22 protein-coding genes and 1 pseudogene are annotated in these 26137 nt (G+C 64.5%); 16 read left to right on the top strand and 7 right to left on the bottom strand.

Annotated elements, in window-relative coordinates:
* The first annotated feature begins 96 nt into the window (after window positions 1-96).
* A complete protein-coding gene (pncB, locus tag QQK18_RS16320) occupies window positions 97-1404 on the top strand; it encodes a nicotinate phosphoribosyltransferase (protein WP_284341425.1) in 1308 nt (435 codons plus the stop codon).
* A 158-nt stretch (window positions 1405-1562) separates the two neighbouring features.
* Here pncB and QQK18_RS16315 read toward each other — a convergent pair whose 3' ends face one another.
* From QQK18_RS16315 to QQK18_RS16305, 3 genes are read right to left on the bottom strand one after another with little or no spacing between them, the layout of a single operon-like run.
* Window positions 1563-2453 carry a hypothetical protein gene (locus tag QQK18_RS16315; protein ID WP_284341424.1) on the bottom strand — a complete coding sequence of 297 codons (891 nt, stop codon included), beginning with the start codon at window positions 2451-2453 and terminating at the stop codon, window positions 1563-1565.
* Window positions 2453-3337 (bottom strand): ABC transporter ATP-binding protein, encoded by an 885-nt coding sequence (locus QQK18_RS16310; RefSeq protein WP_284341423.1) that lies wholly within the window; start codon window positions 3335-3337, stop codon window positions 2453-2455. The genes QQK18_RS16315 and QQK18_RS16310 overlap by 1 nt, the downstream gene beginning before the upstream one ends.
* Window positions 3330-3710, bottom strand: a complete 381-nt coding sequence (locus QQK18_RS16305) for a GntR family transcriptional regulator (protein ID WP_284341422.1) — start codon at window positions 3708-3710, stop codon at window positions 3330-3332. The genes QQK18_RS16310 and QQK18_RS16305 overlap by 8 nt, the downstream gene beginning before the upstream one ends.
* A gap of 256 nt (window positions 3711-3966) precedes the next feature.
* On the opposite strand from QQK18_RS16305, the gene QQK18_RS16300 reads away from it, so the two are divergent.
* Entirely contained in the window at window positions 3967-4632 is a 666-nt protein-coding gene (locus tag QQK18_RS16300; RefSeq protein WP_284341421.1) for an aquaporin, read from the top strand.
* A gap of 376 nt (window positions 4633-5008) precedes the next feature.
* Window positions 5009-5623, top strand: a complete 615-nt coding sequence (locus QQK18_RS16295; RefSeq protein ID WP_284341420.1) for a (2Fe-2S)-binding protein — start codon at window positions 5009-5011, stop codon at window positions 5621-5623.
* Window positions 5624-5638: 15 nt separating this feature from the next.
* Here the strand turns inward: QQK18_RS16295 and QQK18_RS16290 are convergent, their stop codons facing one another.
* Entirely contained in the window at window positions 5639-6124 is a 486-nt protein-coding gene (locus QQK18_RS16290; protein WP_284341419.1) for an SH3 domain-containing protein, read from the bottom strand.
* Between the two features lie 318 nt (window positions 6125-6442).
* Between QQK18_RS16290 and QQK18_RS16285 the strand changes: the two genes are divergently transcribed.
* The 4 genes from QQK18_RS16285 (at window position 6443) to truB (ending at window position 9681) form a co-directional block, all read left to right on the top strand.
* On the top strand, window positions 6443-7474 hold the full coding sequence (locus QQK18_RS16285) for a 2-hydroxyacid dehydrogenase (RefSeq protein WP_284341418.1): 1032 nt from the start codon (window positions 6443-6445) through the stop codon (window positions 7472-7474).
* A 170-nt stretch (window positions 7475-7644) separates the two neighbouring features.
* Window positions 7645-8334, top strand: a complete 690-nt coding sequence (locus tag QQK18_RS16280; protein ID WP_284341417.1) for a hypothetical protein — start codon at window positions 7645-7647, stop codon at window positions 8332-8334.
* Window positions 8335-8365: 31 nt separating this feature from the next.
* The gene (rbfA, locus tag QQK18_RS16275) at window positions 8366-8770 is read left to right on the top strand and encodes a 30S ribosome-binding factor RbfA (RefSeq protein ID WP_284341416.1); all 405 of its coding nucleotides are present in this window, start codon (window positions 8366-8368) and stop codon (window positions 8768-8770) included.
* A 2-nt stretch (window positions 8771-8772) separates the two neighbouring features.
* Window positions 8773-9681, top strand: coding sequence for a tRNA pseudouridine(55) synthase TruB (gene truB / locus QQK18_RS16270; protein ID WP_284341415.1), 909 nt, complete (start codon window positions 8773-8775; stop codon window positions 9679-9681).
* 53 nt (window positions 9682-9734) lie between these two features.
* On the opposite strand, the gene QQK18_RS16265 is transcribed toward truB, so the two are convergent.
* Entirely contained in the window at window positions 9735-10919 is a 1185-nt protein-coding gene (locus QQK18_RS16265) for a serine hydrolase (RefSeq protein WP_284341414.1), read from the bottom strand.
* Between the two features lie 209 nt (window positions 10920-11128).
* On the opposite strand from QQK18_RS16265, the gene QQK18_RS16260 reads away from it, so the two are divergent.
* From QQK18_RS16260 to QQK18_RS16235, 6 genes are all read left to right on the top strand, one after another.
* The gene (locus tag QQK18_RS16260) at window positions 11129-12868 is read left to right on the top strand and encodes a sensor histidine kinase (protein WP_284341413.1); all 1740 of its coding nucleotides are present in this window, start codon (window positions 11129-11131) and stop codon (window positions 12866-12868) included.
* Window positions 12869-12896: 28 nt separating this feature from the next.
* On the top strand, window positions 12897-13313 hold the full coding sequence (locus tag QQK18_RS16255) for a VOC family protein (protein WP_284341412.1): 417 nt from the start codon (window positions 12897-12899) through the stop codon (window positions 13311-13313).
* A 182-nt stretch (window positions 13314-13495) separates the two neighbouring features.
* Complete coding sequence (gene rpsO / locus QQK18_RS16250; protein WP_284341411.1) at window positions 13496-13765, top strand: 30S ribosomal protein S15; 270 nt, start codon at window positions 13496-13498, stop codon at window positions 13763-13765.
* Window positions 13766-14101: 336 nt separating this feature from the next.
* Window positions 14102-16231: a polyribonucleotide nucleotidyltransferase gene (gene pnp, locus QQK18_RS16245; RefSeq protein ID WP_284341410.1), complete on the top strand. Its 2130-nt coding sequence runs from the start codon at window positions 14102-14104 to the stop codon at window positions 16229-16231.
* Between the two features lie 225 nt (window positions 16232-16456).
* On the top strand, window positions 16457-17083 hold the full coding sequence (locus tag QQK18_RS16240) for a L,D-transpeptidase (RefSeq protein ID WP_284341409.1): 627 nt from the start codon (window positions 16457-16459) through the stop codon (window positions 17081-17083).
* 60 nt (window positions 17084-17143) lie between these two features.
* Window positions 17144-17959 (top strand): alpha/beta fold hydrolase, encoded by an 816-nt coding sequence (locus tag QQK18_RS16235; protein WP_284341408.1) that lies wholly within the window; start codon window positions 17144-17146, stop codon window positions 17957-17959.
* 30 nt (window positions 17960-17989) lie between these two features.
* Here QQK18_RS16235 and QQK18_RS16230 read toward each other — a convergent pair whose 3' ends face one another.
* Window positions 17990-18754, bottom strand: a complete 765-nt coding sequence (locus QQK18_RS16230) for a TetR/AcrR family transcriptional regulator (RefSeq protein WP_284341407.1) — start codon at window positions 18752-18754, stop codon at window positions 17990-17992.
* 178 nt (window positions 18755-18932) lie between these two features.
* Between QQK18_RS16230 and QQK18_RS16225 the strand changes: the two genes are divergently transcribed.
* From QQK18_RS16225 to QQK18_RS16215, 3 genes are all read left to right on the top strand, one after another.
* Window positions 18933-19892, top strand: coding sequence for an ABC transporter ATP-binding protein (locus QQK18_RS16225; protein ID WP_284341406.1), 960 nt, complete (start codon window positions 18933-18935; stop codon window positions 19890-19892).
* A 77-nt stretch (window positions 19893-19969) separates the two neighbouring features.
* Window positions 19970-20722, top strand: coding sequence for an ABC transporter permease (locus QQK18_RS16220; protein ID WP_284341405.1), 753 nt, complete (start codon window positions 19970-19972; stop codon window positions 20720-20722).
* Between the two features lie 69 nt (window positions 20723-20791).
* The gene (locus QQK18_RS16215) at window positions 20792-23053 is read left to right on the top strand and encodes an ATP-binding cassette domain-containing protein (protein ID WP_284341404.1); all 2262 of its coding nucleotides are present in this window, start codon (window positions 20792-20794) and stop codon (window positions 23051-23053) included.
* A gap of 308 nt (window positions 23054-23361) precedes the next feature.
* On the opposite strand, the pseudogene infB reads toward QQK18_RS16215, so the two are convergent.
* A pseudogene (infB, locus tag QQK18_RS16210) lies at window positions 23362-25740 on the bottom strand (translation initiation factor IF-2); the annotation flags it as partial.
* Window positions 25741-26137 lie beyond the last annotated feature (397 nt).

Raw genomic sequence — 26137 nt, 5'->3', positions numbered from 1 at the left:
GCGGTCAACCACCGACGGCAGGCGTGGTTCCCCGCCGCCTAGCAATTCCTCCATCGGCGCGCTAACAAGCGCTGCTGGCAATAAAGAGTTCCTCCGATGGCCACCTATACCGACATCGCACGGCGGGTCTACAACCACACCTTCAAGCTCGACCCAATCGTCCGCTCGCTTCTGGATACGGACTTCTACAAGCTCCTGATGCTGCAGATGATCTGGGGGCTTTACCGCGACGTCGATGCGACCTTCTCGCTCATCAACCGCACGCGGTCGGTGAAGCTCGCCGAGGAAATCGACATCGAGGAACTGCGCGCCCAACTCGACCATGCCAGGACCGTGCGCTTCACCAAGAAAGAGATGATCTGGCTGGCGGGCAACAGCTTTTACGGCAGCAAGCGCATCTTTTCGCCAGCATTCCTGCGCTGGCTGGAGGACTTCCAGCTACCCGAATACCGGCTGGAAAAACGCGACGGACAGTTCCTCCTCGAGTTCCCCGGCAAGTGGGTGGAAACCACCATGTGGGAAATTCCGGCCCTTGCCATCATCAACGAATTGCGCTCGCGCGCAGCCATGAAGGCCTACGGGCCGTTCACCCTCGACGTGCTCTATGCGCGGGCAAAGGCCAAGATGTGGGAGAAGGTCGAACGGCTCGCGCACCTGCCGGATATCAAGATCTCCGACTTCGGCACGCGCCGGCGGCATTCCTTCCTCTGGCAGCGCTGGTGCGTTGAGGCCCTCAAGGAGGGGATCGGGGAGAACCTCACCGGCACCTCCAATGTCAAGCTCGCCATGGACACCGACCTCGAGGCGCTCGGCACCAACGCGCACGAGTTGCCCATGGTGCTGGCGGCGCTGGCCCGATCGGAGGAGGAACTGCGCGAGGCTCCCTACCGGGTGCTGCAGGACTGGCGCAGCTACTATGGCGGCAATCTCCTGATCGTTCTGCCCGATTCCTTCGGCACGGACGCGTTCCTCAGGGATGCGCCGGACTGGGTGGCGGACTGGACCGGCTTCAGGCCGGACAGCGCTCCGGCGATCGAAGGGGGCGAGCGCATCATCCGCTTCTGGAAGGAACGCGGGCGAGACCCGCGCGAAAAGCTTCTGATCTTCTCGGACGGACTCGACGTCGACATGATCGAGGACGCGTACCTGCATTTCAGCGGCCGCGTGCGCATGGCCTTCGGCTGGGGCACGAATTTGACCAACGACTTCGAAGGGTGCGCACCCGAGCCCAACCCCGGGCTCGACCCCATCTCCATCGTCATCAAGGTTTCCGAAGCCAATGGACGCCCTGCGGTCAAGCTTTCGGACAACCCGGCCAAGGCAACGGGCGAGCCGGCCGAAATCGCGCGCTACCTCAGGATTTTCGGGGAGGAGGGGCGAGTGGAGCACGCCGTCAAGGTGTGACGACGTGCTCCGACGCCGAGCGCTCCCTCCCTTTCGAGGGGAGGCAGCCAGCCTCTAGAGCTTTTCACGTTCCGATTGGATCGGAACGTGAGCTCTAAGTCCTTGAACCGGCGCGTTTTCGAACCGCAAAAGTGGTGTCCACTTTTGCTGAAAACGCTCTAGTTATCGATAGTCCGGCGGCGGTATTCGCTGGCCGCGAAGATAGCGACGAGTGCGAAGGCGAGGCCGAGGACAACCTGCATCCAGTCCGTGCGGCCGACGAGATCGAGAGTGAACTGGTAGACGTCGAACCGCTCGCCGCTCATGAACCAGGACCGCAGATAACCTTCCTCGTTAATGGGGAAATCGACCCGGTACGACAGATAGCTCCAGATCCAGCCGCCCTCCGGCGCGGGACCGCTCACATACATGTTCTCGATGCCTGCGGCCAGGAGAGGTACGAGGATCGAGAGCGGCACACTCCAGCGCCCGACGATCGTGGAAAGCGCGCCGACCCAGGCAAAGAACGGCGCGAACCACAGGATCGAGGCGGCGAGCGCCACGAGGATGCCGCCTGCGATGGAGAGATAAGCGCGCACGGCCCCGAGGATGAAGGTGCCCATGTCCTCGCCGCCTACCGAGACCATAATGAGGGTCAGGACATAGACGATCACCCCGCATACGAGCGCGGCCGCGTAGATGAGGCCCGGAAAGAGCGCCGTAGCAGCGCCGAACTTGGCCAGGAGTATCTTGAAGTCCGACTGGGGCATGGACTTCCAGAAGAGCATGGAGTTGTTGCGCTTGTCGGCCGAGAAGCCGTCGGCGCAATAGAAGAACAGAACGCCAAGCAGGTAGAGCCACCAGGCGACGGCAAAGCCGAGGAACCCGACCTCGAAGACGCGCAGCGCCGGGGGGTTGACCATGGCGGCAAGCTCGAAGTTGAGCCGGCCCGAGACATAGGCCAGCACGATCATGGTAAAGAGAATGCCAATGAGCGCGAGCGGCGCCACGAGGAAGGCGCCGCGGTGTTCGAGGAGTTCGCGGTGGACGAGGGCGAAGAAGGCTTTCATCACGCGGCACTCGGATTGGCGGTCGGGCGCTGCATGAGCGCGACGAAGAGATCGGAGATGCTCGGGGTCGAGACCTGCCCGAGCTTCTCGAGCTCGCCACGATCGGCCCCGTCGAAGATCATCACCGTCTGGCCGAAGCGGGTCTCCTCGTAGACCGGCCCCAGCGAGCGGGCGCTGGCGACCTTGACCTGATCGGTGACGACGAGCTGGCTGAACTTCTCGTTCACCGATTCCATCTGCATGTGGAGGATGATCTCGCCATCGCGCATGAACATGATGTCGGAGAGCATGAACTCGATCTCGTCAACCTGGTGGGTGGTGATGAGGAGCGTGCGCTCCTCGGTCATGTAGTCCTCGAGCAAGCGACGGTAGAAGCGCTTGCGGTAGGAGATGTCGAGGCCGAGCGTCGGCTCGTCGAGAACGAGGAGCTTGGCATCGATCGCCATGACGACTGCCAGGTGCAGTTGCGCAATCATGCCCTTTGAGAGGTGCTTGATCTTGGCATCCATCCGGATGTCGGTGCCCTCGAGGAAGGAACGGGCCTTCTCCTGGGAAAAGTTCGGGTGGATATTGCTCAGAAGCGCGAAAAGCTCGCGGACCCTCAGGAACCGCGGCAGGCTGGCCACGTCCGAGATGAAGGCGACGTTCTCCATCAGTTGGGCACGCCTGGCAAAAGGATCCTCGCCAAGGACGCGGATGGTGCCTTCGCAGTTGGTGAGGCCGAGCACGGCGTTGAGCGTCGTGGTCTTGCCTGCCCCGTTGTGACCGACCAGCCCGTAGATGCGCCCGGCGGGCACCTCGAAGTCGAGCCCGTGCAGGACTTCCTTGCGACCAAAGCTCTTGCGCAGTCCCTGCGCGGAGATGATGATTTCAGCGTTATTCATTTTCGGACCCCTTGCTCTCGGGCCTTTCGGCCTTCGACAACAGCTTTTCGACATCAAGCTCGAGGGCGGTGATCTGCGCTGCTATGCGCGGCCACTCCTCGTTCAAGAACTTCTCGCGCTCGTGCGCCATCAACAGCGCGCGAGCGCCCTGCTTGACGAACATCCCCAACCCCCTTCGCTTTTCGACGACGCCGATATCGACCAGCGCCTCGAAGGCCTTGGTGACAGTCAACGGGTTGACCGACAGGTCGGCCGAGATCTGCCGCACGGATGGAAGGGCCTCGCCCTCGGCCACAGCGCGCTGCAGAATCATCTCGATCAGTCGCTGACGGATCTGAACGAAGATCGGCTGGCCTGTGTGGAAGTCGTCCATGTGTACTGCCTGCATAGTGTGCTATATTGGTAGCACACTACGACAGCATGTCAAGCGGCTTTCGCGACTGGCCGGTGAGCCGCAACAGCCGGCGATGCGGAGCGCATGCCGGGCGTCGCGCGACGGCTTATCCACCGCGCGATCATCTTCTTGTATTTTCGTTCTTGCACAGCGGTTTGTGCAGGAAGAACGTCTTCTGTGTGCCTTCTGATTCGCTCGGAGGGGTCTTGGGAAGCTTGCTTGGGGACGAATTGCCATGAACAAACTTGCAGCGGAATTCATCGGCACGGCGGTGCTTGTGCTCGTGGGGTGCGGCGCGGCTGTGCTCGGCGGCGACCATATCGGTCAGGTCGGCATCGCGGTGGCTTTCGGCCTCGCAATCGTCGCGATGGCCTACGGAATCGGCCCGATCTCCGGGTGCCACGTCAATCCGGCGGTAAGCCTCGCAGCCTTCATCGACGGGCGGATGAGCGCCAATGAGATGGTCATGTACTGGATCGCCCAGTTCGCCGGGGCACTCGTCGGCGCGCTGATCCTGCTGGCGATCGTCGGCAGCAACGCCAATCTCGGGCAGAACGGATGGGGGCCGGGGTACCTCGGAGAATACTCGCTGGTCGCAGCCCTGATCTTCGAGATCGTCTTTACCGCGATCTTCGTCATCGTCATCCTCGGGGCGACGGGGCAAGGCTCGGCACCGGGATTCGCCGGGCTCGCCATCGGGCTGACCCTGGCGGCCATCCACCTCGTCGGCATCCAGGTCACGGGCGTCTCGGTCAATCCGGCACGCAGCTTCGGGCCGGCGGTTCTGGCAGGCGGCCAGGCGCTCGTCCAGCTCTGGCTCTTCATCGTCGCGCCCGCGGTTGGCGCAGTGCTGGGCGCCCTGCTCTTCCGTCTCAGGGTGCTCAAGGTGGCCACGGCCTAGAGCTCTTCCCGTTCCGATTGGACCGGAACGGGAGCTCCAAATCGTTGAATTCTCGCGTTTTCGAACCGCAAAAGTGGTATCCACTTTGCTGAAAACGCCCTGGCCAAACAATGGCCGCCGGGTCAATGGCCCAGCGGCAGTCGACGCGGGTTGCATTTGAAGCTGAGCGCCAGTATCAGCTTATCAAGTTCTGGCACCAGCACCGATTTGACCGCGCAACTCCCCTTTCACGAGACGAGCCCTGCCGTTGGGCCGCCCCAGGACCTGATCGGACTGGCGCGGCGGGTGACGGGCTTTCTAGAGGGCGAGGTCGGCGAATCGCCAGCCGGCTGGTATGCGCCGGGAACCGACAATCGGGCAGTGCTGCACGCATTGCATGAGGCACTGGCGCGGCAATATCCCGAGGCCGGGGCGCCGCTCTGGGCGGACGAACCTCCTCTGGCAGCCGGCCTATCTCGCTTTCGTTGGTGTGCATTTTGGCGGCGTGCTTGCCGATCTTTCGACGATGAGCCAGCACTGCGCCGGTATCCATGCCGACGGTTATCGCATCGCGGGCTATCCGATAGCAGGCCTCAGCGAGAACGAGATGATCGCGCAGGCCGGAGCGCAACTGCGGTCACTGGCCGACGATCTTCTCCTCGAAATCAACGCCATCGCCAGGCTGAAGCGCGTTCCGGCGCTGCGGCTCCTCGCCGACCGCATGCTGGGGCTCGTGACCTTCGCCCAGCGCAAGCGCCCGGAGCTTGCGTCGGCAACGCTGCACGGCTGGTGCGAGCGATGGCTGGCAGCCATGGATCTGACAGGACAGGGCGCTCTCGATTCCATCATGCTCGCCGACGGGTGTGAGGCGCTGATCATCGCTCGCAAGGGCTGCTGCCTCGACTATCTCATCGAGCCGCGCGTCTATTGCGCCTCCTGTCCCAAACAGCCCGACGACCTGCGCCTCAAGCACCAACGGGCGGAAACCGAGGCGCTGATGCGGGCCGATTGAGCGAGGTTGGGCCCCTCAGTCGAACACTTCGGTCCGGTAGACGCCCCAAAGCTGATCCTGGCGCACGTAGCCATGATAGGTCGCGGCGCGCTCGCCCTCGGGTCTATGGGTTGCGCTCACCTCGCACCAGGACCCGTCGCACTCGGAAAGGTCGACGCGAAAGCCGGATGCGAGGATTGCCCGGGCTGACGCTTCCTCGTTCCTGTCAGGCAGCAGCGGCACCTCGATTGTCGCATCCCACGGGGCAATGTAGGCGGCGCGGTCGCCCGAAAGCAGGTTCTGGTGCACCCAACCCTCCGAGCCATCGACGTCGCGAATGCGTCGCCAGGTATCGAATTCCTGGATGATTTCGACCGGCACGCCCTCCTTGACGTAAATCCAGGAGATATCGTAGCGCGTGCCCGGGCCGACGCGCACGTTGATGGGCGTCGAGCGCGTGGTGGCGAAGCGCGGCAGCGGCAGACCACTGGGGTTGTCCTGGGCAAGGACGGGCGCAACCATCGCCGCTAGCAGGCAGAACACGGCGAGGAGGCACGCCAGGGGCCCCGCCGGACGACCGGCAGGGCCCGCGTGCGGTGCCGGAACTTTTGCTTTTGACATGACTTTGCAGACGCGGTGCTTTTGACCTATCACTAGCCGAGTATCCTTAACGGGCGCTGAAGGATTGCTGCTGGACCGCGCCCGGTGACCTGCTAAGCTTGCCGGACCCCTCCACCTTCGGGCACGACTATCCATGGGCTATGGCCATTTTCCGTCTCCCCGGCGCATCCTGGCGGCCAAGGCGTGCATTGCGGCAGCAGGCCGCATGGGGGACCGGAAATGAGCGGCATCCGGCCGCGCATTCTGGTGACCCGGCGCCTGCCCGCCACGATCGAGGCGCGCATGGCGACGCTCTTCGAGACCGACGTCAATGAAGCCGACGTCCCGCTGACGGCAGACGACCTGATCGAAGGGCTTGCAGAAAAGGACGTCCTGGTTTCCTCGATCACCGACCGGATCGATGCGGGGCTCATCGCACGCCTGCCCGAGACGGTGCGGCTCATCGCCCAGTTCGGCAACGGCATCGACAATGTCGATCTCGAGGCCGCCTGGGCCGCGGGCCTGACCGTCACCAACACACCAAGCGTGTTGACCGAGGATACGGCCGATATGGCTCTCGCGCTGATGCTGGCCCTGCCGCGGCGGCTGATCGAAGGCAGCCGCATGCTCGTGCGCGACGGAGCCTGGGCGGGCTGGTCGCCGACCTCGATGCTCGGCCACCGGCTGCGCGGCAAGGCGCTCGGTATCGTGGGCATGGGGCGGATCGGCACGGCTGTCGCCCAGCGCGCCCGCGCCTTCGGCCTTTCCATCCACTACTACTCGCGCAACCGGCGCTCGCCGCAGGTGGAAGAGCCGTTGGGGGCCACCTACTGGGCCTCGCTCGACGCCATGCTCGAGGCGGTCGACATCGTTTCTCTCCATACCCCCCTGACGCGCGAGACGCACCACCTCCTCTCGGCTGAGCGGGTGAGACGCATGAAACCGGGCAGCTTCGTCGTCAACGTCTCGCGGCCCGAGCTCATCGATGAGCCGGCACTGGTCGCCGAAATCGAGAGCGGACACCTTTCCGGTGCCGCACTCGACGTCTTCGAGCACAGGAACGGCATCAACCCGCGGCTCCTGGCGCTCGCCGATGCCAACAAGGTGGTCATGACCGCCCACATGGCATCGGCAACGCTCGAGGCGCGGATCGAGATGGGCGAGGCGGTGATCGTGAACATCCGCACCTTCATGGACGGTCATCAGCCCCCGCATCTAGTACTGCCCGAGGGGCAGACGGGACTCGCACGGTCCGCGCGCGCGGGTGGGTGACGATGAGTGTTGCCGGGAAAGCCCAGTAGAACGGGGAATCAGCGGCGGGGTCAGTGAGGGGCTTGCTTCGTTACGGCGCCGGCTCTTATTGCTCGGGCAACGCTGCCGCCACCAGATGAGGGACTGGGGACGGGCGTTGCCTTCTTCGTGTCCGGGCCGGGAGACCCGTCTTGAACCGCTCGACCCTCAGGTCCGCCTTACGTTCATCTGTCGGCTTTGCCGGTCTTCTCGCAATCCTCCTTGCGACGCCCGCCGCAGGTCAGGATGCCGCCCCCATGCCGCTCACGCAGAACGGCGAGGCCCTCGTCCTCGAAACGCATGCGCACCGGCTCGTCCTGCCGCTTCCTGACTGGCTAACCGATGACGAGCGCGCGGGCGAGACGCTGCCGCTCGTTGAAACGATGTTCTCGAGCAGCGAACGGCAGGCGATCCTCACCATCACGCCCAAGGGTGAGACGGCCGAGACCTGGCGCACCCTTTATGCAGCGCGCATCACGCTCGAGCCCGACCGGGCGCTGATCGACTATCGTCGCTCGACCATGACGGGCTATGCGCGCAACTGCCGGCCCGGACTCACCGGCTTCTTCCAATTGGGCGAGGACCGCGGCGAAGCGCTGGCGCCGCTCGGGTTCGTGTGCGGAGCGTTCCTCGAACGCCTCGGTAACCTCATCGGCATGGGAGAAGTGGCGATCATTTCATTCAAGCGCACGCCAGCGGGTATTGCCGCCGTCTACCAGGAATGGCGTGGCGATGCATTCGATCCGACGGATCCGACTGCCTGGCCCGTCCCGACCGATGTCGTGGAGCTGCGCGCGCGCCAGCTCCACGACGAGGCCGAGCTGATCGCGACCGGCGATTGACGCGAGGGGCGTCTCGCCCTAAGTGCACGCAATGAGCAAAGACAACAATCCCAAGGGCCCGAGCCAGCGGATGCTACGCGTCGGGGAGCTCGTGCGCCATGCGTTGGCCGCCATGTTCGCGCGCGGGGAAGTCGAGGACGAGGCGCTGCGCGGCACTGTCGTGACGGTGCCTGAAGTGCGCATGACGCCCGACCTCAAGATCGCCAATGCCTATGTGATGCCGCTGGGCGGACAGCATGCCGACGAGGTGGTGGCTGCGCTCAACCGGCACAGGCGGTTCATCCGCGGTCAGATCGCCCCGCAGCTCGACCTCAAGTTCGCCCCCGAATTCCGCTTCTTCGTCGACGAGACGTTCGAGGAGGCGGATCGGATCGACGCGCTGCTGCGATCCGAGCGGGTGCGGCGCGATCTCGAGGACGACGACAAGGACGAGTAAGCGTGCAGGCAGCAGGCAAGCGCCAAAAGCGGACCATCTCCGGCTGGCTGGTGCTCGACAAGCCCTATGACATGACCTCGACCCAGGCGGTGGGCAAGGTGCGCTGGCTATTCGCCGCGGCCAAGGCGGGGCATGCCGGGACGCTCGATCCGCTGGCGACCGGGATACTGCCGATCGCGCTTGGTGAGGCGACGAAGGCGGTGCCTCATGTGCAGGACGGGCGCAAGGTCTACCGGTTCGAGGTGCGCTGGGGCAGCACCACCAGCACCGACGATGCGGAAGGCGAGGTGGTGGCGGTGAGCGACCGGCGGCCGGCCGAAGCCGAGATCCTGGCGGCATTGCCTCAATTCACCGGCACCATCGAGCAGGTGCCGCCGACCTTCTCGGCGATCAAGGTCGGGGGCGAGCGCGCTTACGACCTCGCCCGCGCCGGCGAAGCCGTCGAGCTCAAGCCGCGCGAAATTGCCATCGACAGCCTCGGGCTCGTCGCGCATGATGTCGAGACCTCGACGTTCGAGGTCACATGCGGCAAAGGCACCTATGTGCGGGCCCTCGCCCGGGATCTCGCCGAGCGGCTCGGCACGCGTGGGCATGTCGCCCGGCTCCATCGCGCAGCGGTCGGCGATTTCCACGACGCGGACGCAGTGCGTCTTGCCGACCTCGAAGCCATGAGCCCGGCAGAGCGCGACGCGGTGCTGAAGCCCGTCGCCGCAGGCCTTGGCACCCTTTGCGAGGTGCGGGTGCGTGGCGAGCAGGCGACGACCCTGCGCAACGGCAATCCCGTATTGCTCACCGGGGGCGGCGCACCCGTGGCGCTCGATGCGGCCTGGGCGAGCTTTGCCGGAGAGGTGGTGGCGACCGGAAGCGTGGTGCGCGGCCAGTTCGTCCCCAGGCGGGTTTTCAACCTGTAGCTCCCTCCCCCTTCCGGGTTGCGCGAGCGAATTAGAGCCTTACGCTCTCTCGTCTACGGCTGCCGCGGAGCCAGAGCCGCGAGGATCGAGGCGTAGACCGAGGTCGGGGTGGTGCCGGTGACGGCGCTGTCATTGTTGATGGTCAGCACGGCACAGATCTCGGAGCCGTCCCTGGCCGTCAGCTGCGTGGTGAAATTGAGGACACCCGTCTCACTGCCGCCCTTGTAGGCGACGCGCCGCCAGTCGGAGGCGGTGGCGATGCCGGAATTGATGCTCATGACATCGAGATGGGCGACGGCGTCGATGAGCTCGCAGAGTCGGCGTGCCGACACGTACCACTCGACGCCCTCGTCGTGGAGAGGCAGGTTGGGGTTGAGCGCGGGCATGGGCCGGCCGGCCATGTCCTCGGTGATCTCCAGCTTTCCCTCGGGCGAGGCGGCAAGAAAGGCGTCGCGGGTTTCGAGATCACCCTTGAGGAAAAAGAACTCACGAGTGGTCAGCGCGAAATCGACGCCGAGCTTTTCGGCCAGCGCCTCGCGGCCGACCACGTCGATCAGAAGGTCGGTCGCCGTATTGTCGCTGATCGAGATCATCAGGGCAGCCGCGGTGTGCAGCGTGACGGGCGAGCCGACCGGAAAGGTCTGCATGAGTCCGGTCGGCAGCGAGATGTGGCGGTTCTCGAGCCTCACTACATCGTCCCAGCTGTGCTCGCCGCGCTCAATCGCCTCATCGAGCAGAGCGAGCACCGCGAGCTTGAAGGCCGAGCCAACGGCGAGTGGAGTATCGGCGTCGCGTTCGGCCAACACCTCACCATCGCGCACGACGAGGTAGGATACCGTGCCCTCGAGATCATCGAACTGGGCAGCGATATCGGCGATCGAGGCGTTGCTCTGCACCGGCGGGCGGAACAGCAGGCTCGATATGCGCCCAGCCTCATCGAGGGTGATCTGTACGGGCATGGTGTGGGTGCGAGTTTCGACGACATAGCCGTCCTCGGTCGGACGAACCTCCTCGGGCGTGCCGATGGTGGACTTTATCTGGACGAGGAGCTGCTCGACCTGGGCGAGCGGAACCTGGGCGAGGAACTCGGGCGTGAACTGGTTCTCCTCGACGGGCGCTTGCCCGAGCAGGCCGAGGATAACCTCTTGCTCCCTGCGAGCGGCCCCGTCCTCCTGCCCACAGGCGGGTCCGATGAGTGCAAGGACGGACAAAAGCACCGCAGCCAGCAAACGGGTCATCGAACACAACTCCTACAAACACATTCCCGTATAAGCGAGGTCGGCCAAGCGTACAAACACTGCGGTGCAAAGCCGCCGTGCCCAAGCCGACCAGCTGTGGATTGCGCAGAGAAGTTTGTCGTCATGCATGCTGGCAGCGCGCGCCCTTGCCGTCTATGGTGATGATGACCGGGCGATACGGACGAGCTGTCAGCAGACTAATGGCCACAGTGAGCGCTACCGAAACCGCCAGCACATCGGACGCCTCCAAGGCTCGCCGACCCTGGTCGATCGCGGCCTATCTACTGGCGCTGGCGCTGATCACCCTCGTCCCCTCGTTCGTCTTTGCCGGCATCCTGATGCAGCGCAACCATCAGGCGCAGGAAAACACGATCGAGACGCTGATCCTTGCCACCACGCGCTCGCTGGTGCAGGCGGTCGAGCGTGAGATCAACGCCAACATCACCACGTTGCGCGTGCTGGCGACGACGCCGTCGCTGCACCAGGGGAGCTTTCGCGCCTTCCATGCCTATGGCCGTCTGGCGCTGGAAAACACCAAGGCAAACCTTTTCGTCGTCAACTCCGACTATTCGACGCTGATGTCGACCAGCACACCGTTCGGCGAATCCTTGCCGCGCTCGTCCGACCTCGACTCGATCCGCCGCGCCTTCGAGCGCAACGACGTGGAGATCACCGACCTCGTGCGCGGGTCGCTCTCGAACGACTGGGCCTACAACATCCTGCTGCCCGTGAACCTGGGCCCATATGGACGCAAGATCATCGCCCTCAACCAGAGGGCCGACAACATCTCCCAGGCCCTGTTGACCAACAAGCTGCCGGAAGGCTGGTCGACGGCCCTGCTCGACGCGGACGGGCAGATCATCTCCGCCTCGTTCGGGGCCGGGGTGACCGGCGAGACCTTCACCCGCTTCGATGCGCTCAGTCAGCCGTTCTCGGTGCGCTGGCAGCGAATAACGACTGACGAAGGCACCTACCAGACCGTGATCCAAAGGTCAGGGCTGACGGGCTGGCGGCTGGTCTCCTGGGCGCCCGTCGAGGTGATCAACAAGCCCCTGCTCGATGCAGTCCTCTCGCTCGTTGCCGGCGCCGTGGTCCTCGCCGCGCTCATTATCATCACCCTCTATTGGGTGACGCGCCGCATCGGCTCTTCGGTGCGCGGACTCGCCCGCGACGCCAAGCGCCTGGGGCGCGGCGAAAGCGTCGTGGCCAAGCCCTATCCCGTCGCCGAGATCGCGGATGTCTCGCAGGCGCTCGCCGAGGCCTCGGCCCAGCGGCGTTCGGCCGAGGCGGAAGTGCGTTTCCTGATGCGCGAGCTGGCGCACCGGTCCAAGAACCAGATGACGGTCATCGCCGCCATGGCCAAGCAGACCGCTCGCGGCGAAGAGGACGTCGCCCATTACGTGCAGAACTTTGAAAAGCGCATAATGGGTCTCGCCCGCTCGACCGATCTGCTGCTCACGCATGGGCGGGCGGGCGTCGAGCTCAAAGAACTCCTCACCCACCACATCGCTCCTTTCGGACCCTCTGACGGAGAGCGGCTGAAGCTCACGGGCGAAGTGGTGCGGCTCAACGCGCAAGCCGCGCAGATCATGGGCATGGCCGCGCACGAGCTGTCGACGAACGCGGCCAAATACGGCGCCTTCTCGACGGAAAAGGGCCGACTCGAGGTTTCCTGGACCATTGAGGGAGACCACCTCGCTTTCCGCTGGCGCGAATATATGGAAACGAAGCGAGCGCTTCCCGAGACCAAAGACACGGCAGAGGCTCGGACCGAGCACAAGGGGTTCGGCACAACTGTACTCAATTCCATGGTCGGCGGCGCGCTCGGCGCCAAGGTCGAACGCATCATGCACGGGGACGGCATGGAGTGGCGTTTCGAGATTCCGATGTCTGCGCTGCACCCCGATTATGCCGGGCCCAGAGCAAACGAGGACAAGGCCGCCGAATAGCGGCGGCGATCAAGGGAGGACTGCATCGATGAGCACACGCCTCAACCCCTATCTCGGCTTCCGCGACACGGCGAGGCAGGCCATGGAATTCTACCACTCGGTGTTCGGCGGCGAACTGACCGTCAACACGTTCGGCGATCTCAACATGAACGAGGATCCGGCCGAGGCCGAAAAGATCATGCATTCCATGCTGGAGACACCCAATGGTCTGACGCTGATGGCATCCGACACCCCCAACAGCATGGGCTACAATCCCGGCACCAACCACTCGATTTCGCTCAGCGGCGACGACGCGGCGGAGCTGCGCGGCTACTGGGACAAGCTCTCTGCGGGTGGAACGGTGACGGTTCCGCTCGAAAGGGCGCCATGGGGCGACACCTTCGGTATGTGCGTCGACAGGTTCGGCGTGCCGTGGATGGTCAATATCCTGGGCGCAAAGGCGTAAGCCCGAACCGGGCCGGCTATTCGCCGGGCGACCCGTCGCAAGAGATATTTCTGGCCTTTGCCGGCAAAGTTGCGTATATCGCGCGCAAGCTTTTCCCGAGTGGAAAGGTCCATCACGAGGCCCCGCCTGGACGACATCCCGGCCGGGGCGGCTCAAACTCTCCTTTTCGAAAGGATATCCCGATGTCGATTACTGCTGAGCGCAAGTCCGCTCTGATCAAGGAATACGCCACCAAGAAGGACGACACCGGTTCGCCCGAGGTCCAGGTCGCGATCCTTTCCGAGCGCATTGCCAATCTCACCGAACACTTCAAGACCCACGCCAAGGACAATCACTCCCGGCGTGGCCTCCTGAAGCTGGTTTCGCTTCGTCGTCGCCTGCTTGACTACGTCAAGCGCATCGACGAAGCCCGCTACAAGACCCTGATCGAAAAGCTGGGCCTGCGCCGCTAGGCGCCAAAGAACCAATCGGATGCGGGGGCCGGTATGGCTCCCGCATCTTTTCCATCCGGCATCCCGGATGGAGCCGCGCAGACCGGCAAGAGCGGAGCATGGCAGGATCATTGGCCGCTCTCGGAATTGCCCGACTGGCCCAAGGGGCTAGGGGCATGGTGATTTTCTGGGAGCGTCTCGTCGTCTTGCTCATGTTCCGGCCGCCGGGCCGTAACGGTGCCGCATCTACGCCCGCCACGCACATGGGGTGCACGGACGGGCCGGCACACTGAATGCGCGCGCGGGCCTGCGCCCCGCGCATCGGCGCATCCAGGCAGACATGAAAGACGAAGAACGATGTTCGATCATCACAAAGTGGAACTCAACTGGGGCGATCAGCCGCTGACGCTCGAGACCGGCAAGATCGCCCGCCAGGCGGACGGCGCCGTGCTCGCAACGCTCGGCGAGACCGTCGTCCTCGCGACGGTCGTTTCGGCCAAGACCGCCAAGCCCGGCCAGGACTTCTTCCCCCTGACCGTCAACTACCAGGAAAAATACTTCGCCTCCGGCAAGATCCCGGGCGGCTACTTCAAGCGCGAAGGGCGCCCGACCGAGGCCGAGACGCTGACCAGCCGCCTCATCGACCGGCCGATCCGTCCGCTCTTTCCCGACGGCTACAAGAACGAGACGCAGGTCATCATCACCGTTCTCCAGCACGACATGGAGAACAACCCGGACGTCCTGGCTATGGTCGCTGCCTCGGCCGCGCTCACCATCTCGGGCATTCCCTTCATGGGGCCGATCGGAGCGGCGCGCGTCGGCTATATCGACGGGCAGTATGTTCTCAACACGCCGATCGACAAGCGCAGCGACAGCAAGCTCGACCTCGTCATGGCCGGCACCGCCGACGCCGTGCTGATGGTCGAGTCGGAAGCCCAGGAGCTTTCCGAGGATGTGATGCTGGGTGCCGTCATGTTCGGCCACGAGCAGAGCCGCAAGGTGATCGACGCGATCATCAGGCTCGCGGAGCTGGCCGCCAAGGAACCGCGCGACTTCGAGCCTGCCGACTTCTCGGACCTCGAGACCGAGATGCTCTCGTTTATCGAGGCGGACCTGCGGGCAGCTTACAAGATCACCCGCAAGGAAGACCGTTACGCGGCGGTCGACGCGGCCAAGCAGAAGGTCAAGGAACAGTATGCCGCCCGCATCGAGGCCGGCACCGTCTCGGCCGAGGCCGTCGGAGATGTGTTCCACAACCTTCAGGCCAAGATCGTGCGCTGGAACGTGCTCGACACCGGCAACCGCATTGACGGGCGCGACCTGAAGACGGTGCGGCCGATCGTTTCCGAAGTAGGCGTCCTGCCGCGCACTCACGGCTCGGCGCTCTTTACCCGCGGCGAGACGCAGGCCCTGGTGGTGGCGACCCTGGGCACGGGCGAGGACGAGCAGTTCATCGATTCGCTCGAGGGCACCAGGAAGGAAACCTTCCTCCTGCACTACAACTTCCCGCCCTATTCGGTCGGTGAAGCCGGGCGCATGGGCTCCCCTGGCCGCCGCGAGATCGGTCACGGCAAGCTCGCGTGGCGCGCCATCAACCCGATCCGCCCGTCGCTCGAGGAATTCCCCTATACCGTGCGCGTCGTCTCCGAGATCACCGAGTCCAACGGCTCGTCCTCGATGGCAACCGTCTGCGGCACCTCTCTCGCCCTGATGGACGCAGGCGTGCCGATGCGGCGGCCGGTGGCGGGCATTGCCATGGGCCTTATCCTGGAAGGCGAGAAGTTCGCCGTGCTCTCCGACATCCTCGGCGATGAGGATCACCTCGGGGACATGGACTTCAAGGTCGCCGGCACCGAAGCGGGCGTCACCAGCCTGCAGATGGACATCAAGATCGCCGGCATCACCGAGGAGATCATGAAGATCGCCCTCGGCCAGGCCAAGGACGGCCGCATGCACATCCTCGGCGAAATGGCCAAGGCCATTACCTCCAGCCGCGAGGAAGTGGGCGAGTTCGCTCCGCGAATCGAGACCTTCAAGATCCCGACCGACAAGATCCGCGAAGTGATCGGCACAGGCGGCAAGGTGATCCGCGAGATCGTGGAAAAGACCGGCGCCAAGATCAACATCGAGGATGACGGCACCGTCAAGGTCGCCTCCAGCGACGGCAAGCAGATCGATGCGGCCGTCAAGTGGATCCGCTCGATCACCGACGAGCCGGAAGTGGGCGAGGTCTACCAGGGCACCGTGGTCAAGACCGCCGACTTCGGCGCCTTCGTCAACTTCTTCGGAGCCAAGGACGGGCTTGTCCACATTTCCCAGCTCGCCGACCAGCGCGTCGCCAAGACGACGGACGTCGTCAAGGAAGGTGACCGTGTCTGGGTCAAGCTCCTCGGCTTCGACGAGCGCGGCAAGGTGCGGCTTTCCATGAAAGTGGTCGATCAGGAGACCGGCAAGGAAAAAGACCGGGAAGAAACGGCGGCCGAATAAGGACCGCTATCGCGCTAATTAGAGTCAAATGGGAAAGCCCGGATCCCCGTGATCCGGGCTTTTGCTTTTGAGCAACACTCTCTTGCCGATCACTTGCTCGCGAGGAACGGATTTTGTTCTCCAGCCGTTGCCGCCCTGCACTCGACAGGCTCCATACCTCCAGCTTAGCTCTGCGTGGCTGCTCAAAAATCTTAGGGAATCACATTGATAAACCGACGTTTGTTCATGCTCGGTCTGCCCGTGGCGCTGGCCGGCTGTGCCAGTTCCGCCCGCGGCCCCATTGTCCACGAATACGTGATCGACGCGCGCTACATGTCGATGTACGCGGCCATGCCCGATGACAAATTCCCCGTGCCGGCCGTCGACTTGCGGCGGGTCGATTCGCAGTTCTGGCGGCAGGAAGTGGCCTATGCGACCGCAGAGCCGCCCGGTACCGTCATCGTCGATACGCCCAACCGCTTTCTCTATCTCGTTCAGCCGGGCGGAATGGCCATCCGCTACGGGGTGGGCGTGGGACGCGAGGAGGCGCTGCAGTTCAAGGGTACGGCCAGGATCGGCCGCAAGGCTGCATGGCCGCGCTGGACGCCAACGGCAAATATGATCCGCCGCGAGCCGGACCGTTACGGGCCCTACCGAAGCGGCATCGAGGGCGGGCTCAACAATCCGCTGGGCGCCCGGGCGCTCTATCTCTACCGCAATGGACGCGACACCTACTTCCGCATCCACGGCACGCTCGAGCCCTATACCATCGGCACCAATGTCTCCTCGGGCTGCATCCGGCTGATGAACCAGGACATCATCGACCTCTACGAGCGCGTGCCGACCGGAGCCAGGGTGGTGGTGCTGCAATAGCGGAGAACTGAAGCGAGACCCGTCGATTTTCCGACCTCTCACTCGTCGTGCAGTCGAAGCATGACATGGGAGAACGATCTGCCTACGGTTACCTCAAAAGACGGCACCGTCGTCGGTTACGACAGTAAGGGGAGCGGCCCGGCAATCGTACTGGTCGCCGGTGCAACGCAATATCGCGCCGTCGACAGCACCACGCCGGTGATGATCGACCTCCTCGCCGACCGTTTCACCATCATCAACTTCGACCGCAGGGGACGCGGAGAGTCGGGCGACACCGGCCCTTATGCCGTTGCCCGCGAGATTGACGACATTGCGACGCTGATCGACGCCGCCGCCGGCGGCAAGGCGGGCCTTTTCGGCATGTCGTCGGGGGCGGTGCTGGCGCTGGAGGCTGCGGCAGCGCTCTCCGAGAAGGTGACGGGTGTCGTGATGTACGAGCCGCCTGTCGATCCCGATCAGAACTCAGAGACGTCCTGGCAGGAACACGCCGAGATGGCCGCGCTCGCCGAGACGGGAGATGCCGCGGGCATGATGGTCAAGTTCGTCACCGGCGTCGGGATGCCGCCCGAGGCGGTCGAGGGCTTTCAGCAGAGCCCGGCGTGGGCGGACTATGAGGCGGTCGGTCTGACGCTCGAGCACGATTATCGGATCATGGCCGAGGCCACCGATGGCAACCGGGCGCCTGAGCGCTGGCAGCGTGCGAGGATGCCGGTGCTGGTCATTGACGGCGACGCCAGCTTTCCCTTCATGAAGGCAGGCGCCGACTGGGTGGCCGCGGCGCTGCCCAACTCAACGCGGCGGACGCTGGCGGGGCAGAGCCATGAGTTCGATCCCAAGGTTCTGGGCTCGGTGCTCGCGGAGTTCTTCGGGCGCTAAGGCGACCGGCTCCCATCTTCGCATCCCGCTCTAGCGGCGCTTGCCCTCGATGAAGAGGGCAAGCCCGTCGAGCAGGCGGTCGAGACCGAAGCGGAAGGCGCGCTGGGGATCGCCCACGCCATACGTCTCGCCGGCCACAGGGCCGACACGTGAGGCAACCGGATAGGGCGTATAATCGAGCGTTTCCAGGAACGGCTCGATACGCCGCCACCACTCTTCGTCGCTCATGCCGGTCACTTCGTCGACCATCCTCCCGCGTGCGGCGTCCCGGACGGCGCCGTGCACAAAGTTGGCGAGCACGGTGACCGTCATGTCCATCTCGATTTCGGTGAGTCCAAGGCCATCGACGGCCGAAAGGGCGAACTCGTAAGCAGCCACGGTATTGGGCCCGAGCACGGGCCGATGGGTGGCAAGATCGAGGACCCACGGATGACGGAGGTAGTGCCGCCAAAGCGTTTCGGCAACGAACGTCATCCGGATGCGCCAGTCGGTGTCCGACGGTGGGGACGGATCGTCCGGTTCGCCGACGGCGACCGCATCCATCATCAGGTCGAGCAGTTCGGCCTTGCCGGGGACGTGGGTGTAAAAGGACATGGGCGAGATGCCGACCGCCTCGGCGACGCGGCGGGTGGAAACCGCCGAGAGACCCTCGGCATCGGCAATGGCGACGGCAGCGGCTACCAGATCCGCCAACCCCACCCGGGCCTTGGGACCTCGCTTTCCCGACTCGGCCCTGCCCCAGAGCAGTTCGAGCACCTTCACAGGGTCGCCCCGGCCGCCAATCTCCTCGGTCATCTCTGCTCCAACAAACCCTTTACACCGTACATGGTTCTGCTAAACCTTGTGCGCCGTATAGAGTTATATGACCGGTCGAAAATTGTCGAGCCGGTGTCGAAATCCAGCCTGCTGACACGTCATGTCAGCAGGGTTGGATGAGTGTTGCCGCGCCCTACCCCAATCCGGAGCCAGTGCCATGATCCATGCCCGCGACCTCACCCGCACATTCAAGACCAAGGCCGGAGCAGTGGAAGCCGTACGCGGACTTTCCCTCGATGTCGCCGAAGGCGAGCTCGTCGCCTTTCTCGGCCCGAACGGGGCCGGGAAATCCACATCGGTGCGGATGCTGACCACCCTCCTGCCGCCGACCTCGGGAACGGCGAGCGTCGGCGGCAGTGACGTCGTCGCCGAGCCCGCGGCGGTCCGACGCAAGATCGGCTATGTCGGCCAGAAGAACGGTGCGGGGGTCTATTACAAAGTCCGGAACGAGCTCCTGACGCAGGGCCGGGCGCAGCGCATGGATCCGGCCGTCGCCAGGCGCCGGGCAGACGAGCTCATCGAGATGCTAGAGCTTACCGGCCTCGAGGACCGTACGGGCGCCAAGCTCTCTGGCGGACAGAAGCGGCGGCTCGACGTGGCGCTGGGGCTGATGCACAACCCCGAAATCCTCTTCCTCGACGAGCCGACCACCGGGCTCGACCCGCACAGCCGTGCCAATCTCTGGGAGCACATCGACCGGCTGCGCAAGGCAACAGGCATGACTATCTTCCTGACCACCCACTATCTCGACGAGGCCGACACCATGGCCGAGCGGGTGATGATCATGGACAACGGCCGGCTGATTGCCGACGACACGCCGGCGCGGCTCAAGGCAGATCTTGCCGGCGACCGCATCAGCGTGAGCCTCACCAGTACCACCGAAGCCGAGCAAGCGGCCGGCATAGCCGCGAACCTGCCGGGCGCGCGCGAAACCGAGGTCTGCGGATATTCAGTCGCCGTGACCGTGCGCGAAGGCGAAGCGATCCTGCCCGAATTCATCCGGCGCCTGCACGAGGTAGGGGCACAGGTCGCCACCGCTTCCGTTAAGCGCCCGACACTCGACGATGTGTTCCTCGGCCTAACCGGCCGGTCGCTGCGCGAGAGCGCCGTCGGCTGACGGCCTAGAGTCGTGGGATTTTTGCGAAAATCCGGTTCCCACTTTATCGCATCCCGCTCTATCCAGGAGACAAACAAATGACTTTTGCCGCTGATGTGTGGACGTCCTTTACCCGGGAAATGAAGCCCCTGGTCTCGGGCTGGGTGTGGCTCGCCTTCGGACTCGTACAGCCCCTGCTCTATATCGGCCTCTTCGTACCGCTGCTCGGGCAGGTCGGTATCGAAGGTCCGTCACCCCTGCAGTGGTTCATCCCCGGCATGATCGTCATGCTGACCCTGTTCGGAACTGCCATGGTCGGCTGGAGTCTGACCGAGGAGCTGATGTCGGGCGTGCTGGAGCGGTTCCTCGCGACGCCGATGAGCCGGCCCGCGATGCTGATGGGCCGGGCAATGAAGGAGCTCTTTCCCCTCGTCTTCCAGGCGGTGGTGATGATCGTCATCGCTGTTCCGTTCGGGCTGCAGATCTTTGGACCGACGATGATCTACGGGCTTCTGCTGCTGGGCCTTTTCGGCATCGGGGTGGCCGCACTCTCCTATGCATTGGCTGTCGCCGCGAAGGAGGACACCTCGATGTTCTATATGGTCAGCCAGTCCGTTGCGCTGCCTCTTATGCTGCTCGGCGGCGTGCTGCTGCCCATGGAAATGGCGCCCGGTTGGCTCTATACAGCTTCGCGTTTCAATCCACTGACCTATTTGGTCGAGGCCGAGCGGGCGCTGTTCGTCGGCGAATTCGCTACCATGAGCGTGCTCTATGGCTCGCTCGTCGTGCTGGCGGTGCTGATCATCGGTCTTGCGGTCGGCGCGACGACTATCAGGAAGGCGACTGTCTAGTCCCCTCTCAGGGCTTGCCTGCGGCCGGCGACACCGCCGGCCTCTCCAGACCATTCCAAAGGACAATCCATGTCTGATACGCTCTACGGCTCGATCGAAATCCGCGGCGCGCGGGAAAACAACCTCAAGAACGTCTCACTCGACATCCCAAAGCGCAGGATCACCGTCTTTACCGGCGTTTCCGGCTCAGGCAAGTCCTCGCTCGTCTTCGGCACCATCGCGGCCGAAAGCCAGCGGCTGATCAACGAGACCTACCCCGCCTTCGTCCAGCAGTTCATGCCGCATTACGGCCAGCCGGACGCGGACGCGCTCAGCAACATCTCGGCGGCGATCATCGTCGACCAGCAGCGGCTGGGCGGCAATTCGCGCTCGACGGTCGCGACCGTCACTGACGCGGCGCAGATGCTGCGTGTGGTCTTCTCGCGGCTTGGCGAACCGAATCTCGGCCCGCCAGGCCTCTACTCCTACAACGACCCGCGCGGCATGTGCGTCGAATGCGAAGGCATCGGGCAAGTGGCGGCCATGGACATGAGTGCGGTGATCGACGAGAGCAAATCGCTGAACGAAGGAGCGCTCAGACCTAAGGATTTCGCCGTCGATAGCTGGTGGTGGGAGATCTACAAGAACTCCGGCCTCTTCGACATGGACAAGCCCATCAAGGACTACGACGAGGAGGAGCGCGAGAACCTCCTCAACCTCGACGACGGCCGCAAGATCAAGGTCGGCAAGATCGGCCTCACCTATGAGGGCGTTGTCGCCAAGCTGAGGAAAGGCCTCGGCTCCAAGGATCCGGAAAGCCTGCAGCCTCATGTGCGCGCCGAATACGACAAGATCTTTACCCGCAGGACCTGCCCGGTGTGCGGGGGCGCCCGGCTCAATGCGCCCGCACTCGACAGCCGGATCAAGGGCAAGAACATCGCGGAACTCTCGGCCATGCAGGTTTCGGATCTCGCGCCATTCGTGCGCGCCATCGAGGCGCCGCAGGTGGGACCGATGCTGGCGGCCCTCGCGGCGCGGCTCGAAAACCTAGTCACCATCGGGCTCGGTTATCTCAGCCTCGACAGGGAAAGCGCGACCCTTTCGGGCGGTGAGAGCCAACGGGTCAAGATGGTGCGGCATCTGGGCTCATCGCTTACCGACATCACCTATGTGTTCGACGAGCCGAGCGTCGGCCTTCACCCGCACGACGTCGGTCGGCTGGCGGGGCTCATGCAGCAGCTGCGCGACAAGGGCAACACGGTGCTCATCGTCGAGCACAAGCCCGACATGATCGCCATTGCCGACCATGTGGTCGATATGGGGCCACTCGCCGGATCGAAGGGTGGCGAGATCGTCTATGAAGGCAGCTACGAGGGCCTTCTGACCTCGGGAACGCTCACGGGCAACCACATCAGGAAATATCAGCCGCTAAAGGAGACGGTGCGCAAGCCGGACGGGGAGCTGAGTATCGAGAAGGCGGCGCTCAATAATCTCAAGGACGTTTGCGTGACTATCCCGCGCGGCGTGCTGACTGCGGTCACGGGCGTTGCCGGGGCCGGCAAGTCATCGCTAATCCAGGGGTGCCTGCCGCAGGCTTTTCCCGAGACCATCATCATCGACCAGAACCTCGCCCGCGGTTCGCGTCGCTCGAACACGGCGACCTATACCGGCATCCTCGACAATGTCCGCAAGGCCTTCGCCAAGGCGAACGGCGTCGCGGCATCGCTGTTTTCGGCCAACTCCAAGGGCGCTTGCCCCGATTGCAACGGGCTCGGCCTGATCTTCACCGATCTTGCCCATCTCGACCCGATGGCCACGGTCTGCGAGACCTGCGGGGGCAAGCGCTTCACCGAGGAGGTGTTGGCCTATGATCTGCGCGGCAAGTCGATTTCGGACGTCTACGATTGCTCGGTCAGCGACGCGGTCGCCTTCTTTACCGAGCCGGCCATCGCCAGGACCCTCAAGGGGCTCGAGGACGTGGGGCTCGGCTACCTGACCCTCGGCCAGCCGCTCTCCACACTCTCAGGCGGTGAGCGACAGCGGCTCAAGCTCGCCGCCGAATTGGGCAAGAAAGGCAATATCTATGTGCTGGACGAGCCTACCACAGGCCTCCACATGAACGACGTCGACACTCTTATCGGCCTCTTCGACCGACTGGTCGACCAAGGCTCGACCGTCATCGTCATCGAGCACAACCTCGACGTCATCTCGCGCGCCGACTGGGTGATCGACCTCGGTCCCGGCGCCGGCCACGACGGCGGCACGGTGGTGTTCGAGGGGGTGCCGGCGGAGCTGGCTAAAGCGACCCACTCGTTGACCGGCCAGCACCTGGCCGCGCGGGGGTGTGCTTGAGCGCCGCCCTGGTCTAGCCTTGCGCACGTTGCTCTAAATTATTGATCTGTCGCGTTTTCGAACCGCAAAAGTGGTATCCGCTTTTCTGCCGAAAACGCTTTTGACCCCACCGCCGCCATTACCACCGGGTCATTCCCGCGAAAGCGGGAACCTCCGTTCCCTTTGCCGGTACTGCAAACAGAGGTCCTCGCTTTCGCGAGGATGACCCTGTGGGTGGGATTGGGAACGTTGCCCAACCGACCCACTAAAAAACCCCGCGCAGAGATTGCGCGGGGTTCCAAAGATTTAGCAAGCGGCGAGAACTCGCATTACAGCGAGCGCTGCACCGTCTCGACGCGGAAACACTCGATGACGTCGCCGGCGCGGATGTCCTCGTAGTTCTCGAAGGCCATGCCGCATTCCTGGCCGGACTGGACGTCCTTGACCTCGTCCTTGAAGCGCTTGAGGGTCTTGAGCTTGCCCTCGTGGACAACGACGTCCTCGCGCAGAAGCCGCACGCCCGCTCCGCGTTCGACGATACCTTCGGTGACGCGGCAGCCGGCGACCTTACCGACCTTGGAGATGTTGAACACCTCGAGGATTTCGGCGTAGCCGATGAAGGTCTCGCGGCGCTCGGGCGCCAGGAGCCCGGACATGGCCGATCTTACGTCATCCACGAGATCGTAGATGATGTTGTAGTAGCGGATCTCGATGCCCTCGCGGGCGGCCAGTTCGCCGGCCTGCTTGTTGGCGCGCACGTTGAAGCCAATGATGATGGCCTTGGAGGCGGTCGCGAGCGTCACGTCCGACTCGGTAATGCCGCCGACGCCCGAATGCAGGATTTGGGCCGAGACCTCCTCGGTCCCCAGCTTATCGAGGCTGGCCACGATGGCTTCGACCGACCCCTGCACGTCGCCCTTGATGATGAGCGGGAACCGGGAAACGCCCGAGGCCTTGAGCTGGTTCATCATCTGCTCGAGGCTGGTTGCGCCGCCGCCGGCCGTCCGCTCGCGGATCTGGCGCTGGCGGTACTCCGTCACCTCGCGGGCACGTGCCTCGCTCTCGACCACCGAGAGGCGATCGCCGGCAGAAGGCACGCCGTTGAAGCCGAGGACCTCGACCGGAGTCGATGGCGCAGCTTCCTTGACCTGCTCACCCTTGTCGTTGATGAGCGCGCGCACACGGGCGAACTCGGTGCCGGCAACGAGGATGTCGCCGACATGGAGCGTCCCGCGTTGGACGAGAACGGTCGCCACGGCACCCCGGCCGCGATCGAGCTTGGCCTCGATGACCAGACCCTCGGCGCGCCCGTCGGGTGCGGCCCTCAATTCAAGCACCTCGGCCTGCAGCAGGATGGTTTCCAGGAGCTTGTCGAGGCCCTGCTTGGTATGGGCCGAAACTTCGACGTCGAGCGTATCGCCGCCCATGGATTCGACGAACACCTCGTGCTGCAGCAGCTCGGTGCGCACCCGGTTCGGATCAGCCGCGGGCTTGTCGATCTTGTTGATGGCAACAATGATCGGGACGCCGGCAGCCTTGGCGTGTTTGATCGACTCGATGGTCTGCGGCATCACGCCGTCGTCGGCCGCCACCACCAGCACGGCGATGTCGGTCGCCTGGGCACCGCGCGCGCGCATGGCAGTAAAGGCTTCGTGGCCCGGGGTGTCGAGGAAAGTGACCTTCTGCCCCTCCTGCTCGACCTGATAGGCGCCGATGTGCTGGGTGATGCCACCGGCCTCGCCCGAAACCACATTGGCATGGCGGATCGCATCGAGAAGCGAGGTCTTGCCGTGGTCGACGTGGCCCATGATGGTCACGACCGGAGGACGGGGTTTGAGGTTGGCCGGATTGTCGTCTGAGGTCACGTCGAACAAGCCTTCCTCGACGTCGGCTTCCGACACGCGCTTGACGGTATGGCCGAGCTCGATGGCGATGAGTTCTGCGGTATCGGTATCGAGAACGTCGTTGATCTTCACCATCTGACCCTGCCCCATGAGGATCTTGATGACATCGACGGCGCGCTCGGCCATGCGGTTTGCCAGTTCCTGGACGGTGATGGCGTCCGGAATGATCACCTCGCGGCTCAACTTGGGCTGGGCCACCTGGTTGCGGCCCATCTTCTTATCGCGACGGCGGCGCATGGCGGCGAGCGAGGGACCGCGATCGCGGTCGCCCTCGACGCCGGCATTGACGACAGTCAGGCGCCCGCGTCCGCTGTCATCGCCGGTACGGCGCGTGGGACGTTCGGCGCCGCGCGAGGCACGACGCGCATTCTCGAGCTCGGCTTCGGTGACCGAGGCACGGTTGACCGGAGCGCCGGTGCGTGTGCGGCGACCATCGGCTTCGCTGGGCGGCGCGGGCGGCGCGGCCGGCACATTGCCAATGGGTGCCATGCCGCCGCTCGTGCGGCGTTCGCCGGCGGGGCGACGCTCGGCAGTCGGCCGCGCCTCCTGACCCGGACGCGGCGGCTCGCGGCGCGGGGCCGGACGGTTCTGCTGGCCTGGACGGCCGGAAACGAAGCGAACGGATTTGGGACCGCCGGGGCGGGGGCTGGCCTCTTCCGCGCTTTCGCCGGCCTCGGGCGCGGCGGTTGCCTGTGCAGCAGCGGTCGGAACTTCGTCGACGCTTGCTTCGGCCTCGGCCGCGCGGCGACGCTCCTCTTCCTGGCGCTCGGCTTCCTCGCGCAGTTGGCGCCGTCGGGCATCTTCCTCAACGCGACGCGCTTCGTCGGAAGCGTACCGCTCCTGATCCTCGGCCTGACGGGCGGCCGCTTCGCGCAGTGCGTTACGGCGCGCCTCGGCCTCGGCGGCCGAGAGCCCAACGGACCCGCGCTGTTGCATCGGCCGACCGGCCTGCGGCCTGTTGGGCTGACCCGGAGCGCCGGAGGCGCCTTGTGGACGCTGGCCCGGGCCACCCGGAGCGCCGGGGGTCGGCACGCGGCGGGTGCGCTTCTCGACGACGACCGTGCGCGAGGAGCGCGACATGCCCGGGCGGTTCCCGAGACCGGGACCACCCTTCAGGGTCAGCGTCTTCTTGCCGCCAGCGCCGGAGGTGTCGTCAGTGCGCTTGTCGTCGTTATCAGCCATGAAATTCGCGTCTCTGTCT

The organism is Devosia nitrariae (assembly GCF_030160115.1).
GTDB classification, from domain to species: Bacteria; Pseudomonadota; Alphaproteobacteria; order Rhizobiales; family Devosiaceae; genus Devosia; species Devosia nitrariae.
The sequence above is the reverse complement of the archived record's forward strand: the minus strand, read 5'-3'. Positions and strand labels throughout refer to the sequence as shown.

Coding starts and splice junctions, on each gene's coding strand:
- pncB (WP_284341425.1), top strand. CDS start 97: ATGGCCACCTATACCGACATCGCACGGCGGGTCTACAACCACACCTTC.
- QQK18_RS16315 (WP_284341424.1), bottom strand. CDS start 2,453: ATGAAAGCCTTCTTCGCCCTCGTCCACCGCGAACTCCTCGAACACCGC.
- QQK18_RS16310 (WP_284341423.1), bottom strand. CDS start 3,337: ATGAATAACGCTGAAATCATCATCTCCGCGCAGGGACTGCGCAAGAGC.
- QQK18_RS16305 (WP_284341422.1), bottom strand. CDS start 3,710: ATGGACGACTTCCACACAGGCCAGCCGATCTTCGTTCAGATCCGTCAG.
- QQK18_RS16300 (WP_284341421.1), top strand. CDS start 3,967: ATGAACAAACTTGCAGCGGAATTCATCGGCACGGCGGTGCTTGTGCTC.
- QQK18_RS16295 (WP_284341420.1), top strand. CDS start 5,009: ATGAGGCACTGGCGCGGCAATATCCCGAGGCCGGGGCGCCGCTCTGGG.
- QQK18_RS16290 (WP_284341419.1), bottom strand. CDS start 6,124: ATGGTTGCGCCCGTCCTTGCCCAGGACAACCCCAGTGGTCTGCCGCTG.
- QQK18_RS16285 (WP_284341418.1), top strand. CDS start 6,443: ATGAGCGGCATCCGGCCGCGCATTCTGGTGACCCGGCGCCTGCCCGCC.
- rbfA (WP_284341416.1), top strand. CDS start 8,366: ATGAGCAAAGACAACAATCCCAAGGGCCCGAGCCAGCGGATGCTACGC.
- QQK18_RS16265 (WP_284341414.1), bottom strand. CDS start 10,919: ATGACCCGTTTGCTGGCTGCGGTGCTTTTGTCCGTCCTTGCACTCATC.
- QQK18_RS16255 (WP_284341412.1), top strand. CDS start 12,897: ATGAGCACACGCCTCAACCCCTATCTCGGCTTCCGCGACACGGCGAGG.
- rpsO (WP_284341411.1), top strand. CDS start 13,496: ATGTCGATTACTGCTGAGCGCAAGTCCGCTCTGATCAAGGAATACGCC.
- pnp (WP_284341410.1), top strand. CDS start 14,102: ATGTTCGATCATCACAAAGTGGAACTCAACTGGGGCGATCAGCCGCTG.
- QQK18_RS16240 (WP_284341409.1), top strand. CDS start 16,457: ATGCTCGGTCTGCCCGTGGCGCTGGCCGGCTGTGCCAGTTCCGCCCGC.
- QQK18_RS16235 (WP_284341408.1), top strand. CDS start 17,144: ATGACATGGGAGAACGATCTGCCTACGGTTACCTCAAAAGACGGCACC.
- QQK18_RS16230 (WP_284341407.1), bottom strand. CDS start 18,754: ATGACCGAGGAGATTGGCGGCCGGGGCGACCCTGTGAAGGTGCTCGAA.
- QQK18_RS16225 (WP_284341406.1), top strand. CDS start 18,933: ATGATCCATGCCCGCGACCTCACCCGCACATTCAAGACCAAGGCCGGA.
- QQK18_RS16220 (WP_284341405.1), top strand. CDS start 19,970: ATGACTTTTGCCGCTGATGTGTGGACGTCCTTTACCCGGGAAATGAAG.
- QQK18_RS16215 (WP_284341404.1), top strand. CDS start 20,792: ATGTCTGATACGCTCTACGGCTCGATCGAAATCCGCGGCGCGCGGGAA.